This is a genomic window from Bacillus sp. FSL K6-3154, from assembly GCF_040869395.1.
GTDB lineage: Bacteria > Bacillota > Bacilli > Bacillales > Bacillaceae > Bacillus > Bacillus safensis.
Window position 1 is genome coordinate 734,268 of the sequence record NZ_CP152033.1, and the last position, 13,077, is coordinate 747,344.

General features: G+C 41.4%; 20 protein-coding genes and 1 tRNA gene. 3 read left to right on the top strand and 18 right to left on the bottom strand.

Going from position 1 to position 13,077, the window contains the following annotated elements; all coding sequences use genetic code 11:
- Nucleotides 1-180: 180 nt before the first annotated feature.
- Complete coding sequence (locus MHH61_RS04015; RefSeq protein ID WP_034624515.1) at nt 181-660, top strand: DinB family protein; 480 nt, start codon at nt 181-183, stop codon at nt 658-660.
- 41 nt (nt 661-701) lie between these two features.
- Here MHH61_RS04015 and MHH61_RS04020 read toward each other — a convergent pair whose 3' ends face one another.
- Nucleotides 702-1,910 carry an iron-containing alcohol dehydrogenase gene (locus MHH61_RS04020; RefSeq protein ID WP_044332570.1) on the bottom strand — a complete coding sequence of 403 codons (1,209 nt, stop codon included), beginning with the start codon at nt 1,908-1,910 and terminating at the stop codon, nt 702-704.
- A 27-nt stretch (nt 1,911-1,937) separates the two neighbouring features.
- Entirely contained in the window at nt 1,938-3,407 is a 1,470-nt protein-coding gene (gene betB / locus MHH61_RS04025) for a betaine-aldehyde dehydrogenase (RefSeq protein ID WP_125586232.1), read from the bottom strand.
- A gap of 206 nt (nt 3,408-3,613) precedes the next feature.
- On the opposite strand from betB, the gene MHH61_RS04030 reads away from it, so the two are divergent.
- Both MHH61_RS04030 and MHH61_RS04035 read left to right on the top strand, forming a co-directional pair.
- Nucleotides 3,614-4,171: a GbsR/MarR family transcriptional regulator gene (locus MHH61_RS04030; protein ID WP_125586230.1), complete on the top strand. Its 558-nt coding sequence runs from the start codon at nt 3,614-3,616 to the stop codon at nt 4,169-4,171.
- Between the two features lie 72 nt (nt 4,172-4,243).
- Nucleotides 4,244-4,316: transfer RNA gene (locus MHH61_RS04035), tRNA-Ala, on the top strand.
- Between the two features lie 83 nt (nt 4,317-4,399).
- On the opposite strand, the gene MHH61_RS04040 is transcribed toward MHH61_RS04035, so the two are convergent.
- The 16 genes from MHH61_RS04040 to MHH61_RS04115 all read right to left on the bottom strand — a co-directional run bounded on the left by MHH61_RS04040 (nt 4,400) and on the right by MHH61_RS04115 (nt 13,070).
- Nucleotides 4,400-4,552, bottom strand: coding sequence for a hypothetical protein (locus MHH61_RS04040; protein WP_164512158.1), 153 nt, complete (start codon nt 4,550-4,552; stop codon nt 4,400-4,402).
- Nucleotides 4,553-4,667: 115 nt separating this feature from the next.
- The gene (locus MHH61_RS04045) at nt 4,668-5,471 is read right to left on the bottom strand and encodes an N-acetylmuramoyl-L-alanine amidase (RefSeq protein ID WP_125586228.1); all 804 of its coding nucleotides are present in this window, start codon (nt 5,469-5,471) and stop codon (nt 4,668-4,670) included.
- Nucleotides 5,472-5,490: 19 nt separating this feature from the next.
- Nucleotides 5,491-5,754, bottom strand: coding sequence for a phage holin (locus tag MHH61_RS04050; protein ID WP_024423242.1), 264 nt, complete (start codon nt 5,752-5,754; stop codon nt 5,491-5,493).
- A gap of 12 nt (nt 5,755-5,766) precedes the next feature.
- A complete protein-coding gene (locus MHH61_RS04055; protein ID WP_017367922.1) occupies nt 5,767-5,979 on the bottom strand; it encodes a BhlA/UviB family holin-like peptide in 213 nt (70 codons plus the stop codon).
- A 36-nt stretch (nt 5,980-6,015) separates the two neighbouring features.
- Entirely contained in the window at nt 6,016-6,159 is a 144-nt protein-coding gene (locus MHH61_RS04060) for an XkdX family protein (RefSeq protein WP_034624530.1), read from the bottom strand.
- Nucleotides 6,156-6,476: a hypothetical protein gene (locus MHH61_RS04065; protein ID WP_024425888.1), complete on the bottom strand. Its 321-nt coding sequence runs from the start codon at nt 6,474-6,476 to the stop codon at nt 6,156-6,158. The genes MHH61_RS04060 and MHH61_RS04065 overlap by 4 nt, the downstream gene beginning before the upstream one ends.
- A 12-nt stretch (nt 6,477-6,488) precedes the next feature.
- Nucleotides 6,489-7,604, bottom strand: coding sequence for a hypothetical protein (locus MHH61_RS04070; RefSeq protein ID WP_125586226.1), 1,116 nt, complete (start codon nt 7,602-7,604; stop codon nt 6,489-6,491).
- A 7-nt stretch (nt 7,605-7,611) separates the two neighbouring features.
- A complete protein-coding gene (locus MHH61_RS04075) occupies nt 7,612-7,785 on the bottom strand; it encodes an XkdX family protein (RefSeq protein ID WP_125586224.1) in 174 nt (57 codons plus the stop codon).
- A complete protein-coding gene (locus tag MHH61_RS04080) occupies nt 7,782-8,111 on the bottom strand; it encodes an XkdW family protein (protein ID WP_125586222.1) in 330 nt (109 codons plus the stop codon). The genes MHH61_RS04075 and MHH61_RS04080 overlap by 4 nt, the downstream gene beginning before the upstream one ends.
- A gap of 10 nt (nt 8,112-8,121) precedes the next feature.
- A complete protein-coding gene (locus tag MHH61_RS04085; RefSeq protein ID WP_125586220.1) occupies nt 8,122-9,000 on the bottom strand; it encodes a hypothetical protein in 879 nt (292 codons plus the stop codon).
- A gap of 15 nt (nt 9,001-9,015) precedes the next feature.
- Entirely contained in the window at nt 9,016-9,399 is a 384-nt protein-coding gene (locus MHH61_RS04090; RefSeq protein ID WP_024423249.1) for a phage tail protein, read from the bottom strand.
- An 11-nt stretch (nt 9,400-9,410) separates the two neighbouring features.
- On the bottom strand, nt 9,411-10,334 hold the full coding sequence (locus MHH61_RS04095) for a YmfQ family protein (protein ID WP_125586219.1): 924 nt from the start codon (nt 10,332-10,334) through the stop codon (nt 9,411-9,413).
- The gene (locus MHH61_RS04100; RefSeq protein ID WP_125586217.1) at nt 10,318-11,367 is read right to left on the bottom strand and encodes a baseplate J/gp47 family protein; all 1,050 of its coding nucleotides are present in this window, start codon (nt 11,365-11,367) and stop codon (nt 10,318-10,320) included. Before MHH61_RS04100 ends, MHH61_RS04095 begins: the two co-directional genes overlap by 17 nt.
- Nucleotides 11,360-11,782, bottom strand: a complete 423-nt coding sequence (locus tag MHH61_RS04105; RefSeq protein ID WP_024423252.1) for a DUF2634 domain-containing protein — start codon at nt 11,780-11,782, stop codon at nt 11,360-11,362. The genes MHH61_RS04100 and MHH61_RS04105 overlap by 8 nt, the downstream gene beginning before the upstream one ends.
- Nucleotides 11,783-11,796: 14 nt before the next feature.
- On the bottom strand, nt 11,797-12,063 hold the full coding sequence (locus MHH61_RS04110) for a DUF2577 family protein (protein ID WP_024423253.1): 267 nt from the start codon (nt 12,061-12,063) through the stop codon (nt 11,797-11,799).
- The gene (locus MHH61_RS04115; RefSeq protein WP_125586215.1) at nt 12,060-13,070 is read right to left on the bottom strand and encodes a phage portal protein; all 1,011 of its coding nucleotides are present in this window, start codon (nt 13,068-13,070) and stop codon (nt 12,060-12,062) included. Before MHH61_RS04115 ends, MHH61_RS04110 begins: the two co-directional genes overlap by 4 nt.
- Nucleotides 13,071-13,077: the final 7 nt, after the last annotated feature.

Sequence of the window (13,077 nt, forward strand, 5' to 3'; positions counted from 1 at the left end):
ACATCTTTTGTTTCATTTAGACCACACTCACCTCCAATGTATTCCTTCTAACAGGTAATACGAACCACTTTTGTAAAGGTTTCATATTTCATCACAATTCTTCAAAGGGATTTTCGGATAGCTCAAGAATGATTGTCATGTACCCTTATGTTAAAATTTGATCTTGAGGTGATGAAGAAAATGAGTTTATTACATGAAGCAAGACAAGAATTGTGGCACGAGCTGCAAGGTTTGAACGAAGAACAATTGAACCAAAAATTATCTGATGATACTTGGAGTATTCAAGAGGTAGCAGATCATTTAAAGAAAATGGACCTAGTTGCAGCAAAACATCTAGCTGCTGAGGGGAAAAAAGCACCGATCAAAGAATATGAACCAAAGCCGGTGGAAATGGCAGAGGACCGTTCAAAAAAAGCCACTGCGCCTAGTATTGTTGCGCCTGACCGCAAGCATGTGACACCTACACATTTAAAGGATGAGCTGGATACAGCTCGTGAGCAGCTCAATCAAATTTTATCAACATTTACTGAGGAAGATTTCAAACGCGTCATTGCACACCCTGTGTTTAAAGAGCTATCCCTTAAGCAATATCTTGATTTTATCGGCGCACACGAAAAACGCCATATTCATCAAATCAAAGAAATTAAAGAACAACTATAGACATAAAAAAGACTCCCTTTTGGGAGCCTTTTTTTTCATTGTTACACCGTTTTAGGTGTTAACTCAAAGCAGCGAGCATAAATCCATTTGTACGCTTTTTCGTTTAAATCTCTTGGGTTTCCAACTGTTTGCGGATCTTTCATCGCTTCTTTAGATAAACGATCAATCATATCTTTTGATACACCTTGTTCTTCTAATGAAGGAACTTCTAAATCCTCCACTAAATCATACATCCAGTTCACAGCTGCTTTGGCTGCTTCCTCTGTTGTCATTCTGCTTGTATCAATCCCAAACGCTTGCGCAATTCGAGCGAATTTTTCCGGATACCCTTTCCAGTTATACTCCATCACTGGTCCCATCATCGCTGCAACACACTGACCGTGCGCTACAGGAATAATGCCTCCGAGTGTTTGACTCATCGCATGTGCAGCTCCAGCTGATTCACTTCCATAAGAAAGCCCGGCAAGCATCGCAGCTTGTGCCATTCCATATCTGGCTTCTAAGTCCTCGCCATCAGCAAAGGCACGGCGAATATAATGAGCAGCATATTCAATTGCCATGAGCGCTACCGCATCTGTAATCGGCTGAGCAAATTTCATCGTATAGCATTCAATCGCGTGAGCAAGCGCGTCAATTCCAGTCATTGCTGTCACATGAGGCGGCATGGACACATGAAGCTCTGGATCAATTACTGTTAGATGAGCTGCAATGAGAGGTCCACCAGTATTGAATTTGAATTCTCTTTCTTCATCAGTAATGACCGCCCACTGCGTTACCTCTGAACCCGTACCAGCTGTTGTCGGAATAGTGGTTAAAGGAGGGATTCTGTTTTCTAGCGGTTTTTTTCCCTCTGCCGCTTCGTAATCAAGGACTGAGCCTTCATGAGTCGCCTCTACTCCGATTGCCTTTGCTGTATCCATTGAACTGCCGCCGCCTACTGCGACTAATCCATTACAGCTTTCTTTTTCATATAAAGCAGATCCTTCGTTCACTAGACGGACTGGCGGATTTGGCTCTACTTTATCAAATAGAACGACATCGATTTGTGCTTCTTTTAATGAAGCAATTACTGGGTCCACCACGCCGGCTTGATAAATACCAGGGTCTGTTACAAGCAATACTTTTGAAACGCCGTATGCTTTTACTTCTTCCCCAACATGTTTCACTGCACCAATGCCGTGTTTGATAACAGTCGGAATTTCAAATGTATGGAATTTCTGCATGCTTTCAATTTTCATATTTAGTGTCATATAGAATCTCCTCCAAATGCGTAATTTTTATTTAAACCAATGAACTGCTTCAGGTTTTGTATTTCGATATAAATGCTTCAGCTCGGTATATTCTTCAAGTCCCGTGCGTCCTAATTCGCGCCCAATGCCTGATTGCTTGTAGCCACCCCAAGGTGCTTGAGCAAAATAAGGATGGAAGTCATTGATCCAAACCGTGCCCAATCTTAATTGTCGAGCCACTCTTTCGGCCTTGCTGATATCAGAAGACCACACAGCTCCTGCTAATCCATAAATCGTATCATTTGCCAGCTTGATGACTTCTTCCTCTGTACGGAAGGTTTCGACTGTCAGGACAGGTCCAAAGACTTCTTCCTGCACAATCCGCATATCTGACGTGCAGCCTGAGAATATGGTCGGCAAGTAGAAGAACCCATTTTGCAGCTCCTCTGCGTCAGGTCTTTTTCCGCCTGTCTCTAACTTAGCGCCTTCTTCTAAACCGATGCTGACGTATTTTTCTACTTTTTCTCGATGCTCAGCTGAGATGAGCGGCCCGCTCTGGGTGTCTTCATCAAAGCCGTTGCCTAGCTTGATTTTTTTCGTACGCTTCACCAGTTCTTCTAAAAATTCATCATGAATAGATTCTTCCACCAGCAAACGTGAACCTGCTGAACACACTTGCCCTGCATGGAAAAATACAGCATTCATTGCCTGGTCAACCGCTAACTCTAAATCAGCATCTTGAAACACAATATTCGGATTCTTTCCGCCAAGCTCAAGGGCTATTTTTTTCACATTCCCGCTGGCTCCCTGCATAATTTTCTTCCCTGTTTCAATACCGCCTGTAAATGAAATCAAATCTACTTGATCATTTACAGCAAGCTCATTTCCAACGGTTGCTCCAGGTCCAAGCACTAGGTTTGCAACGCCTGCTGGAACGCCCGCTTCTTCCATGAGTTTAAATACTTTTATTGTGGTGAGTGGTGTGATTTCACTTGGCTTTAAAACGATTGTATTTCCCGCCGCAAGTGCAGGAGCGATTTTCCAGCTTGCTTGAAGCAATGGATAGTTCCAAGGAGTGATTTGTCCGCATACACCGACAGGCTCTCTGACTAATTCACTTTTCGAGTTTGGAATTGGCGATGCAATGATTTCCCCGCCATCTTTATCAGCCAGACCTGCGTAATATTGGAACACGTTCGCAATATCGTCCATATCTGCCTTGCTTTCCTCTAATGTTTTGCCTGTATCAAGCGATTCCAATTTGGCTAGTTCATCAAGATCACGTCTAATCAATTCAGCTATCTTAAACACAATATTTCCTCTTTCAAGTCCAGGCAGGTTTGCCCAGTCCCCTTGATCGAAGGCTTTTCTCGCTGCTTTAATGGCTAGCTGCGCGTCATTTCTAGATCCTTCGCTGACTGTCGCGATCACTTCTTGATTGAACGGATTGATGATGTCCCGTGTGTCGCTACTTTTAGCGCCAACCCATTGTCCGTCTATAAATAGCGTTTGACTCATAGAAGGAACCTCCTCTGATTCTCTTTGGTAAGTTTGTTAAATAAAAATTTAACGTTTTGAACATAATTAACTTATCATGTTCAAATTTTTCTGTCAAAGGGAGATATGCTTCATTTATTTTGACATTTTGTATTCTTTCGTTAACATATAGTCCATAAAGATTTTTTTGAACGGATTGAATTTTCTTAATAGAAAGCAGGGACAAAATGAAAAAGCAGGAAAAAACGCAAGCAGAAGATCGTATTTTAGCTGCTAAAGATCTAGTCATTGATTCCATAGCTGAAACGATGGATCTCTACGGCATTACAAGAAGTGCAGGTATTCTATATGGAACGATGTATTTAAATGAGGAAATGACACTGGATGAAATGCGTGAAGAGCTGCAAATGAGTAAGCCGAGTATGAGCACGGGTGTGAAAAAGCTGCAAGACATGAATATTGTCAAAAAGACGTTTCACCGGGGCCGAAGAAAACACAGCTTTGTTGCGGAAAAAGACTTTTTTAAGTTTTTCACGAACTTCTTTCCGCAAAAATGGGAACGTGAGGTCGAGGTCAATTTAGCGGCAATTGAAGAAGCGCAAGAGCGGCTTCAAGAGGTGTCGCGTGATGATCAGCTGGAGGAACATGTAAAAGAAGAAGCGCAGCAGCTCATTGAGCAGCTTGAAAGCTCAAAAGCCTATTATGACTGGCTGAGACGATTAGCCCACTCTGTTCATTCTGGTGAAATTTTTGACTATATTCCGATTGAACAGAAAGAAAAATAGACGATGTGTTTACGTTTTACAGCTTGAATTTCATAGGAGGATTGATTATAATAAATTATGTCGTCATACCTTGGGGCATTAGCTCAGCTGGGAGAGCGCTACGCTGGCAGCGTAGAGGTCAGCGGTTCGATCCCGCTATGCTCCATACGAAAAACCATTCTTGTAAAATCAAGGATGGTTTTTTTATGTACATATCTGTTACAGTTCTGTTTGTTTTTTGTTTTTTCTTCATAACTTTATGATGCGGTATGTGATCACAGAAAGATAAGTTAGGATGAGAATGATTATGTAGGACACAGGGAAACCGCTCGTCATTCCGTGATAAATGAAATAGATGAGCAGCATTGACAGCATGATGATCTGGAACAGTTCTTTTTTCATTTTCTCTCCTCTCATGATAGGGATTTGGCCGATTATATCACAAATGAAGTCAATTTTAGTTAGCTATCAGCAAGGAAGCATTTCCTCACTTGCTGATAGCTTTTTTTATAGATCATCACTTCTTCTGTAGTTGTTCGATTTTGTTCTTCGTCTTCGGTCCGTAAATTCCGTCTGCAGCTAAGCCGTTCATGAGCTGGAACCGCTTGACCGCATTCGCCGTTTTCGGTCCATAATAGCCGTCAATCCCGTTGTTTTTTGCCCCTTTGTCTGGGTAATAATAGAGGGATGATAAGGCTTTTTGCACGGCAGTGACTTGAGGGCCTTTTGTTAAGGGCTTGGTGACTTTTAAAATGCCTGATGGCAGATTTGACGATTTCTGTTTGGAAACGGGTGTTTTGTGGCTCAAACTTTCTGCTTGAACTGGTTTTCTTGTACTTTTGCTGCCGGTATGCGTTGTGGCTATTCCAGCTTTAAACTGATCCCACCGTCCGAGAAGTTTCCTTGGACATTCTTTCCCGCTCCAATGTTTATGAGGCACTACATTTGATAAAGGAATTCCGAAATCTCCCATCAGCTTTCGAATGAGCCTTTGGGCATTTTCAACTGCTTGTTCAAAATTGCCGTCTGCATTTTCACAAATTTCAATTCCAATTGATTTCATATTGCCGGTGCCTCTGCCATCCCCTGCGTGCCAGCCGTTTTCGTTTAACGGTAAATGCTGATAAATCACCTGATCATCAACGGTGTAATGCCAGCTGACACCGGTACTTGAACGTGCAACAAACGCTGCATGACTGGCCGCATTAGCACCTTTTGCACTGTTAGATGTATTATGCACTGTAATATAGAGCGGCTTCATCGTGTTTCCGGGTCTGTTGCGATGTTGTTTTGGAATCAATGCTTGAATGATTTTTACCATGTCGTTTCTCCTTCAAGTATCATTTTGTTAGCCCTCTTTGTTTCAGAGCATCTTTTTGTAATTTGCCTTTGTAGGTCACATAATTGTTTTTAAACCAAGCTATTACCGCTGTGACCATAGTGAAAATTGTAGAACCTGCCACATATAGTGCCTCACCTGCGGTTTGTACTTGCTCCTCACTAATCGGCAGCACCGTCTGTCCAAACATGACAAGCGTTTGATTGATCAGAGCAATAAAAAGAAGCACTGTGCGAATCACAGTGCCTTTGTCGAATGTTTTCATGATATTTACCTCCTATTTTAAATTCCGTTCAATTTTGTCAAGCTTGTCGATCACGACATCATACTTCTCACTAAACTTTGCTAACACATCATTTTGCGCCTCGATTTGCTCATTGAGCTTGTTTTCTCTTTCCTTTGTTGTGTTGAGAACATAGAACAGAATCCAGCAAAAGAGAACGGCAAATGGGCCTTGGGTCATTAAGTTTTGAACAACATCTACTTCCATTGGAATCACCTTCTTTCCGGCAAAAAAATAAAGCCATTAGGCTTCGTATTTGTCTCCTGTTATGTCTTGATAGTCATCTGCCGAGATCCAGCCGATGCTTACATAAAATGCAATGTCCTCTGGGCCGTAACATTGCCAGTCCCAAAATTGTTTGATATCTGCTACAGTTGGAAACATCATTTTGATTCAGCTCCTTTAAAGATAGCAAATAGCTGCGTTAATTGTTTTGATAATAAAGCATTTTGTTTCTTTAATAGTTCTATATCATTTGGCGGGCGAGGGGCTGGTTTTAGGCTATCTATATACTCCTGTGTCGCAGATTCATACCATTGTTGTTTTTCCACATCAAAAGCTGCTTTATAAAAAGAAGGATTATTGGGTGGAGCAATTGTTGTGCATTGATCTGGAATGATATAATTTCCTTCATCATCCCTCTCAAACACTACTATAGGTCTGACCAATTCATTTTGATGATTGTACTCATAAACTTGTATCATACTATCACTTCCTTAATTTAATGGGACGACTGTGTCTAAATAGTAGCCAGTTACTGCACTGTTATTCACTGCATGTAAACCGGTTAATTTTAGCTCTCCTGTCTTATATATATATAATTTACTATGACCCGTTGTACCTGATACTGGTACTGATACTACTATGCCTTTATCAGGTAATCCAGTAATTGGAATTTTCCCGCAGATAACTTCTCTATTTGCTACTAGATGACCTCTCAACAATAATAAGTTTCCCCATTTAACATATTGAACCGGTCTGTCACCAATAGAAGAACCATTGTCTAATGTGACATTTAGCCACTGAACATTTTCAAAATCAGCATCAGATATTAATCTTCGCCAGCCCTGCCAGCCTAAATTTAAATCTAGATAATTTGTAAAGACGTTATTACGATAATCTACAGCAATCACCCATCCAAAAGTCCCTTTGTTATTACTATCGGCAGATGTAAAGTGATAAAAACCACGTGCCGATAAAGCTGAAGGATTGTCCTGTACCCCAGATGGAGAATAAAATGTGCCAAATGTTTTCCCAGTTTGAGTAATTTTATCGAACAAACTCTCTGTAGCTCCTACAGATACACGAACTCCACCCGTATCATTTGTAATTTTGATTAGCTGACTGCCATTCCATTTATTTAAATCTTCTTTACTCGGAAGTGGTGTCCAAGTAATAGTTGTATGACCAGAATTGTAGTAAAAACTGTAAGCATTCCCTGCTATGTCTACCGCAAAGCCTGCCCCAATATTATTTTGACCTACTATTTGCATACCTCTCAGTGAAGTATTTGACGATGATGGAGAATCTTGGACTCCAGAAGCTGCGTAAAATGTACATGTTCCTTTATCCTTAATTGCATCAAATATTTTTGAATCTGGTGAAACATTGATAAGCTGCATACCGTTATCTGCAGTTATTTTATAGATTTGTGAGTCATTCCATTTTTTCTTTTCTTCTTCAGACGCATGTACTCTCCCATCATTTGTATGTTTTAAGAGCTGCTCTAATAGTCCAGTATCATTTTCAAGTAGTACTTTGACCATGTCATTAAACAGATCTGCATGCGCTTTATCATTCACTTCAAAAGCTTTTGGTTCTTTTATTTCCATTCGACTTTCACTCCCTTGCCTTGAAATTTGATTCAATCTCTTGCAGCTGCTCTAAAGTGAGTATCCTTTGCTCGTATCCTGCATTTAGATCTTCCATCGAACAATCACCTAGTTCAACTGCTTGTTTGACCAACTCAGGTGTCACCCATTGAAAATATAATGCCATTACCCAATAATTCATGTTGTACTCTCTCCTTTAATGAAAAGGATCTCATTTTTTAGCGCTTTTAGTTCGTTTGATAGAAGATCACATTGATGTTCAAGCTGTTTTCTCATCAGCTTTTCTTTTGCTACTTCTTGTGCTAGATAATCTAGCGGGAGCGGTGGTTGATACCTTGGATTGGCTTGTGATTCCTCCCACCATTTTTTCAACTCTTTCTCTGTTGGTTTGGGCACATCCAGATACCATTCATCTATATACGAACCAGCACCGTCATTTCTTAGTTCAAAATCCTTTTGCGGATCCGCATCTGGATATTTATATTTAATGGCTTCATATAAAATCATCAAAACCCTCCTATACTCTCGGGAAATTGCGGCCGCCTAATTCCGTAATATCGAAATAGTTGTACCAGCCTGAATTATCAGATATATAACGATCAGAATTTCCCGCATAGCCTATATACATGTAAATTTCAACGTAATCTCCTTTATTTGCTGGAACATTCGCAGCCCCATATAAACCTATATCAAGTTTTGCCGTTTCAGAGGGTGTAGCAGGGAGATGTCTATAATGAGATATATTTTTATAATTTTTACCATTTAAAAAGATAGACAGCTCAAAATTTGCATACATTTGAACCGTCTCAATATAGACTCCAGCGTTTACTAGGTACATTCCGTTTTCCGGACAAATAAAACGACTATTTTTTATATCAAAATTATTGTGACTATCTTTGATTTTTCGATTAAAAAGGATTTTTTGTCGCTCAGCATTATTAAGCAACTGCTTCCCAGTTGTACCAATGTTCGTATGAAGAAAACCTGAGAGCTTATGCCAGTCGGTCCAACCCGATCCAGTCCACCAATGACGGCACCACGTACCTGTGCTATCAAAATAGCTGCCTGCTTCGTTTCCAGTCCCATAATAATATTGAACAAATCGAAAGTTACTATATTTTTCATTTTTCACAAAGCCGAATCTTGTAGGGTATCCCGTATCATTGGCTTGACCAATATCCATGAATGTAATACCTATTGGATATTCCTCGCCGCTGACTGTTGCATCTTGAATGGCTTGATCCCCTGTTAGTTTGAATAAGCTTTCATTTGTGATCCCTGCTATTTGTTTACTAAGCGCATTGTCATTTTCCACAAGTGTGTCGACCATCCGGTTAAACAAATTGGCATGTGCTTTGTCAGAGGTTTCAAACGGTAAAGGTGATTTTATGTCCACTTCATTTCTCCTCCATTAATAAATATCATCAATCTCAAAAACAAATTCGATGTCGCCATCTTTTTGTTTGTCTGTCATGGTGCGGATGGCGGTGAATTTACCGTCTTCGTCGACAAGTGCTAGTTCGTTGATCACTTCTCCTGCCAGTTCTCCCTCGGCGATCGTGCAGGTGTAGCGGATTTTTGCTGGTTCCATGAAAGTAAACGAATCAATATTTTTTTGAACTAGTTCTTTTTTGAGTTTTTGTTCAGTGCCGTCTAGAGAGATCGGTTTTCCATCCTTCGTTCCCCCATTTCCAAAGGCCATTTTGACGACTTTTGTGAGTTTTGTTCCTTCGGCTCTTGCCTTTGCCATTTGTTGACGTGCATACAGTGTTGTTACGGTTAATTGATCAGCCATTGTGATCCTCCTTATAAATCTATTTTTTTAGAAGTTGCTGCTAGCATTTTTGATCCGTCCAGTGGAACAGATCCATCGAGAATCCAGTAATGATCCTTGATCAGTAAGCTTCCATCCTGCTCAGTTTGGACATGTACTGGCAGACGGAACGTCATCTTCTTCTTGGTTTGATGCTGGAGATGATTTTTTGTGCGTAAAGTCAATGCCGCTCCTTGCTTCGTTTCATGTACCGCTCCATTCATGACATAGTTCATGCGATATGCTGTGTCTGACTGATGTTGAAGCGGCATTCTCATGTTTAATGAGTGCTGAAAACGAGCAGGCACATCCGTTGTCCCCCTTGTTCCGCTGAGATAAAACGTACCATTTAAGACAAATTCACCATTGAGTAAAATGGGGATATGATCGAAAAAACCCACTCTGCTGCGCAGTGTGAGCCTCCCGTGATGATCATTTTTTTCATGTATGTCGGTATGATGCAAAGCCGTGAACGTATAAGCCAAGTGTGCAGGTTTTAACGTTTCAAGTATTTCTACAATATATCTCGTGTTTTGCAGATCATCTAGGTTCACACGTAAGGCGAAATGATAACGATTGGTTGTGAGACGGATGACAGCACTTGGATTCTTGAGAAAGCGATTGACTGATTTCTCTAATGAAAGGTACGTGATTGGGGGAATATTTGACATCATATTGAGTAAGCGTGCCCTGCGCAGTTCAATTGAATCATCTGATTCCCGCTGCACCTTCAGCATTCTTTCCCATCTATTCAATCCCCATGTCGCTGTTAGAGGAAAGAACTGATCCGTTAAGTCGAAAATAGATTCGTCCAATCCCTCAAATTCCGGTGCCTCTGTCTTGAGCAGGTGATCAACTTCATAAATCTCTGTAAAATATGGCGGCAGGTAGTTTTTCATTTCATCCTGTTTGCTCAATAACCTTCACCTGCCTAAGACGCGGAATCTCAATGTCCTGTAATACTAAGTTTTTCGACTCTCCATTCAATAACACATCTGCATAATCTGACACACTTTCTGAATGGTACAGAATATCATTTAAGGCGGACATTCGAATGGTACTCTTTTCAAATGCGATTGATTTCAACAGCGTCTTGACCTTTTCTTCTATTTCTTTCTGAGCTCCTTCAAGGGTCCAGTCCATTTGAAGTTCGACAGCCACTTCTATGTCGATATCCAGCCATTTGGCGCTTTCAACGGTTGCTTTCGAGCCTATAGGCGCTTGTCCTTCTCCTTCACCTGGCACTGGATCGATATATTCCTGTACCCTTTTGACAAGAAGGTCTGATGCAACATCTAGATTGCCATCTGTGATGACAATTTTGACTGTCCCTTCTCCGTTCCAAAGCGGGAACACTTTCGCTCTGCCAACACCGGGCACTTCCTCAGCCCATTTTTTATAATGCGCCCTGTTGGCACTGACAGCCTCCCGCCTCGCACGTATTAAATATCGATCATATAAAGAAGCGTCATCTTCCTCCTCTTGACCTGGTATCACCAGTTCTTTCATCTTAATCGATTCAAGTCCTGGAATTGTATCAAGTGACAGCAGCGGCTGATCTGTTAGTTGAACATTGCCAGCTTTACCAGTTGTCTCGCATTCTAGCGTACCATCCTTCGAATACTGGAAATAAACGTCTTCAATAAAAAAACGTGAGCCAGCTGGTATGTTGATATTGTCTGGCTGAATGACCGCTGACCAAACCGCTTTAGTGGCTGGTTTTCTTTCGATCCCTACTTCAGCAGCCCGCCGATCTAGAAACTCTCCTTGTGCTGTGTCTGCAAAGACCAGCTCAAACACTTGGTCAAGCCAAATATAGGACTGGGCCAGTTCAGCGGCAGCAGGTGCCAAGGCATTCCAAATGACGCTGTTTTCTCTTTTATCTATATCATCTGGCAGTCTGTCCAGCATTCTTTCCATTAATGCTTCGTACGTCTGTTCCTCAAACATCGCCCTCCATCACCTCCTCTATTTCTAATGTGCCCTCATCTGTGACAATCGCTAGTTTGACATGAAACGAGTCATTTTGTTTTGTGACCTCTAACTCTTCAATATGATCAATCCGTTCGTCAACGAGCAGCGCTTCCTCTAGCAGCCTTGGAATCTCCATTTCTTTGTATTCATCTGTAGCTTCTGTATCCGTCAACAGCTCCTGAATTTCAGTGCCAATGTCGTGGCTGTAGATAGGATGTGCATACCTCTCTGTCCTAAGCGTCATATAAATAAATTGCCGGATTGCCTCAATACCTGAAATGGTTTCGCCTGTCAGTCTGCCAGTTTCAAAATCTATTCGATACGTCGTTGAGGTTTCGACCTCTTCATCTTCTTCTATTTCCTCGATTTCTTCCTCTGGTGAAAGTGCCACGTTCATCACCTCCCTTACAATTTGTCGATGATGTAAAAGGACTGGCCTCCTGCCATTGCAAGCACCATAATACTGTCTCCCCTTTTCAGCTCATCATCCTCACCCTTATTTAAGCGCTTCGGCCAAATCAGTAATTCTTCTGGAATGATCAGCTTATGATTTTCATTTAATCGGATGCTCAGAGGGGAAACTGCCGTGACTTCTCCGATAACAAGATCAATTGGCGATTCTGCGTCTACTGCATTCACTGCTAATCGTTTAATCGCTTCACTTAATCTCACGCTTGATCACCCTTTGACATGGAATTTTTCTCAACAACATCAATGGTCATGGTGTGTTTCACCCCACTGAATTCATGTTTGTCTTGATCGATCCAGTAAGTTTTTTTTACGTTGATTTCAGGAATTTTCAAATAGATCGGGAGACCGCTTTGCAGCTCAGGAATTCCTAGGGCTTGTATACTTTTGACTTCTTGTTTGACGCCTTTTTTCTCTGCCAGCCGTACTTTGGCTCTTTTTTGCAATTGCGGCTGGTTGATTTGCCCAGTGACTGTCTCAACATGCTGTAAAATACCGTATTTATTCTGACTGGCTTTATCCTGTTCAATCACCACAATCTCGGATTTACTGCCTTTTTTCTTATTCTTCCCCTGTTCATCAGCAGACGTACGCATCTTGACACGAGTGGCTGTCTCTTCGATCGAGGTGCTGTATTGATAGCTGATGAGATTGACGCCTGATTCAATGACCCAGACGTCCTCTGGATCAGGCCAGGCTCTCAGCCCCATCTTGCCTTTAGCAGAATAGATTTGATAGTTTCTTCCTGTTTGCCGCTTCGTTTCTTTCAATGCTTTCAATATCATGTCATACAAGCTTGTATCATTTTTAAACACTAGTGATTTTATGACATGTCCTGTATTGGAGATGGAGGTCATTGGAATTTGAAAGTCAGCTCCAATCCGCCTTAAGATTTGATCTGCTCTTTGATTTGAAAAAACATAGACATCTTGGTTTTTCACCAAATATTGAAGCATATCGTATGCGGTAAAGGTCAGCTTTCCTTCAACCGGCGTCCGGGAAAAAACGATGCCTCTAAACAGCTCTTTTCCTTTCCATTTAAAAAGAACCGTGTCCCCTTCCGAGACACGGTAATATGTTTGACTGCCTTGCTTTGTGATAATATTTGCCTGAATAGAGCGAGGGGCTTGATACCTTTGCCCCTGAAGTGTCACACTCTCTGTGACAAGCTCATACATGGTGCCGCTTCTGATGGCAAAAAGCTCAATCAATGCCAGC

Coding starts and splice junctions, on each gene's coding strand:
- MHH61_RS04065 (WP_024425888.1), bottom strand. CDS start 6,476: ATGATACAAGTTTATGAGTACAATCATCAAAATGAATTGGTCAGACCT.
- MHH61_RS04050 (WP_024423242.1), bottom strand. CDS start 5,754: ATGAAAACATTCGACAAAGGCACTGTGATTCGCACAGTGCTTCTTTTT.
- MHH61_RS04030 (WP_125586230.1), top strand. CDS start 3,614: ATGAAAAAGCAGGAAAAAACGCAAGCAGAAGATCGTATTTTAGCTGCT.
- MHH61_RS04020 (WP_044332570.1), bottom strand. CDS start 1,910: ATGACACTAAATATGAAAATTGAAAGCATGCAGAAATTCCATACATTT.
- MHH61_RS04040 (WP_164512158.1), bottom strand. CDS start 4,552: ATGAAAAAAGAACTGTTCCAGATCATCATGCTGTCAATGCTGCTCATC.
- MHH61_RS04075 (WP_125586224.1), bottom strand. CDS start 7,785: ATGAATTATTGGGTAATGGCATTATATTTTCAATGGGTGACACCTGAG.
- MHH61_RS04045 (WP_125586228.1), bottom strand. CDS start 5,471: ATGGTAAAAATCATTCAAGCATTGATTCCAAAACAACATCGCAACAGA.
- MHH61_RS04070 (WP_125586226.1), bottom strand. CDS start 7,604: ATGGAAATAAAAGAACCAAAAGCTTTTGAAGTGAATGATAAAGCGCAT.
- MHH61_RS04055 (WP_017367922.1), bottom strand. CDS start 5,979: ATGGAAGTAGATGTTGTTCAAAACTTAATGACCCAAGGCCCATTTGCC.
- MHH61_RS04100 (WP_125586217.1), bottom strand. CDS start 11,367: ATGTTTGAGGAACAGACGTACGAAGCATTAATGGAAAGAATGCTGGAC.
- MHH61_RS04015 (WP_034624515.1), top strand. CDS start 181: ATGAGTTTATTACATGAAGCAAGACAAGAATTGTGGCACGAGCTGCAA.
- MHH61_RS04080 (WP_125586222.1), bottom strand. CDS start 8,111: ATGATTTTATATGAAGCCATTAAATATAAATATCCAGATGCGGATCCG.
- MHH61_RS04090 (WP_024423249.1), bottom strand. CDS start 9,399: ATGGCTGATCAATTAACCGTAACAACACTGTATGCACGTCAACAAATG.
- betB (WP_125586232.1), bottom strand. CDS start 3,407: ATGAGTCAAACGCTATTTATAGACGGACAATGGGTTGGCGCTAAAAGT.
- MHH61_RS04060 (WP_034624530.1), bottom strand. CDS start 6,159: ATGATGTTTCCAACTGTAGCAGATATCAAACAATTTTGGGACTGGCAA.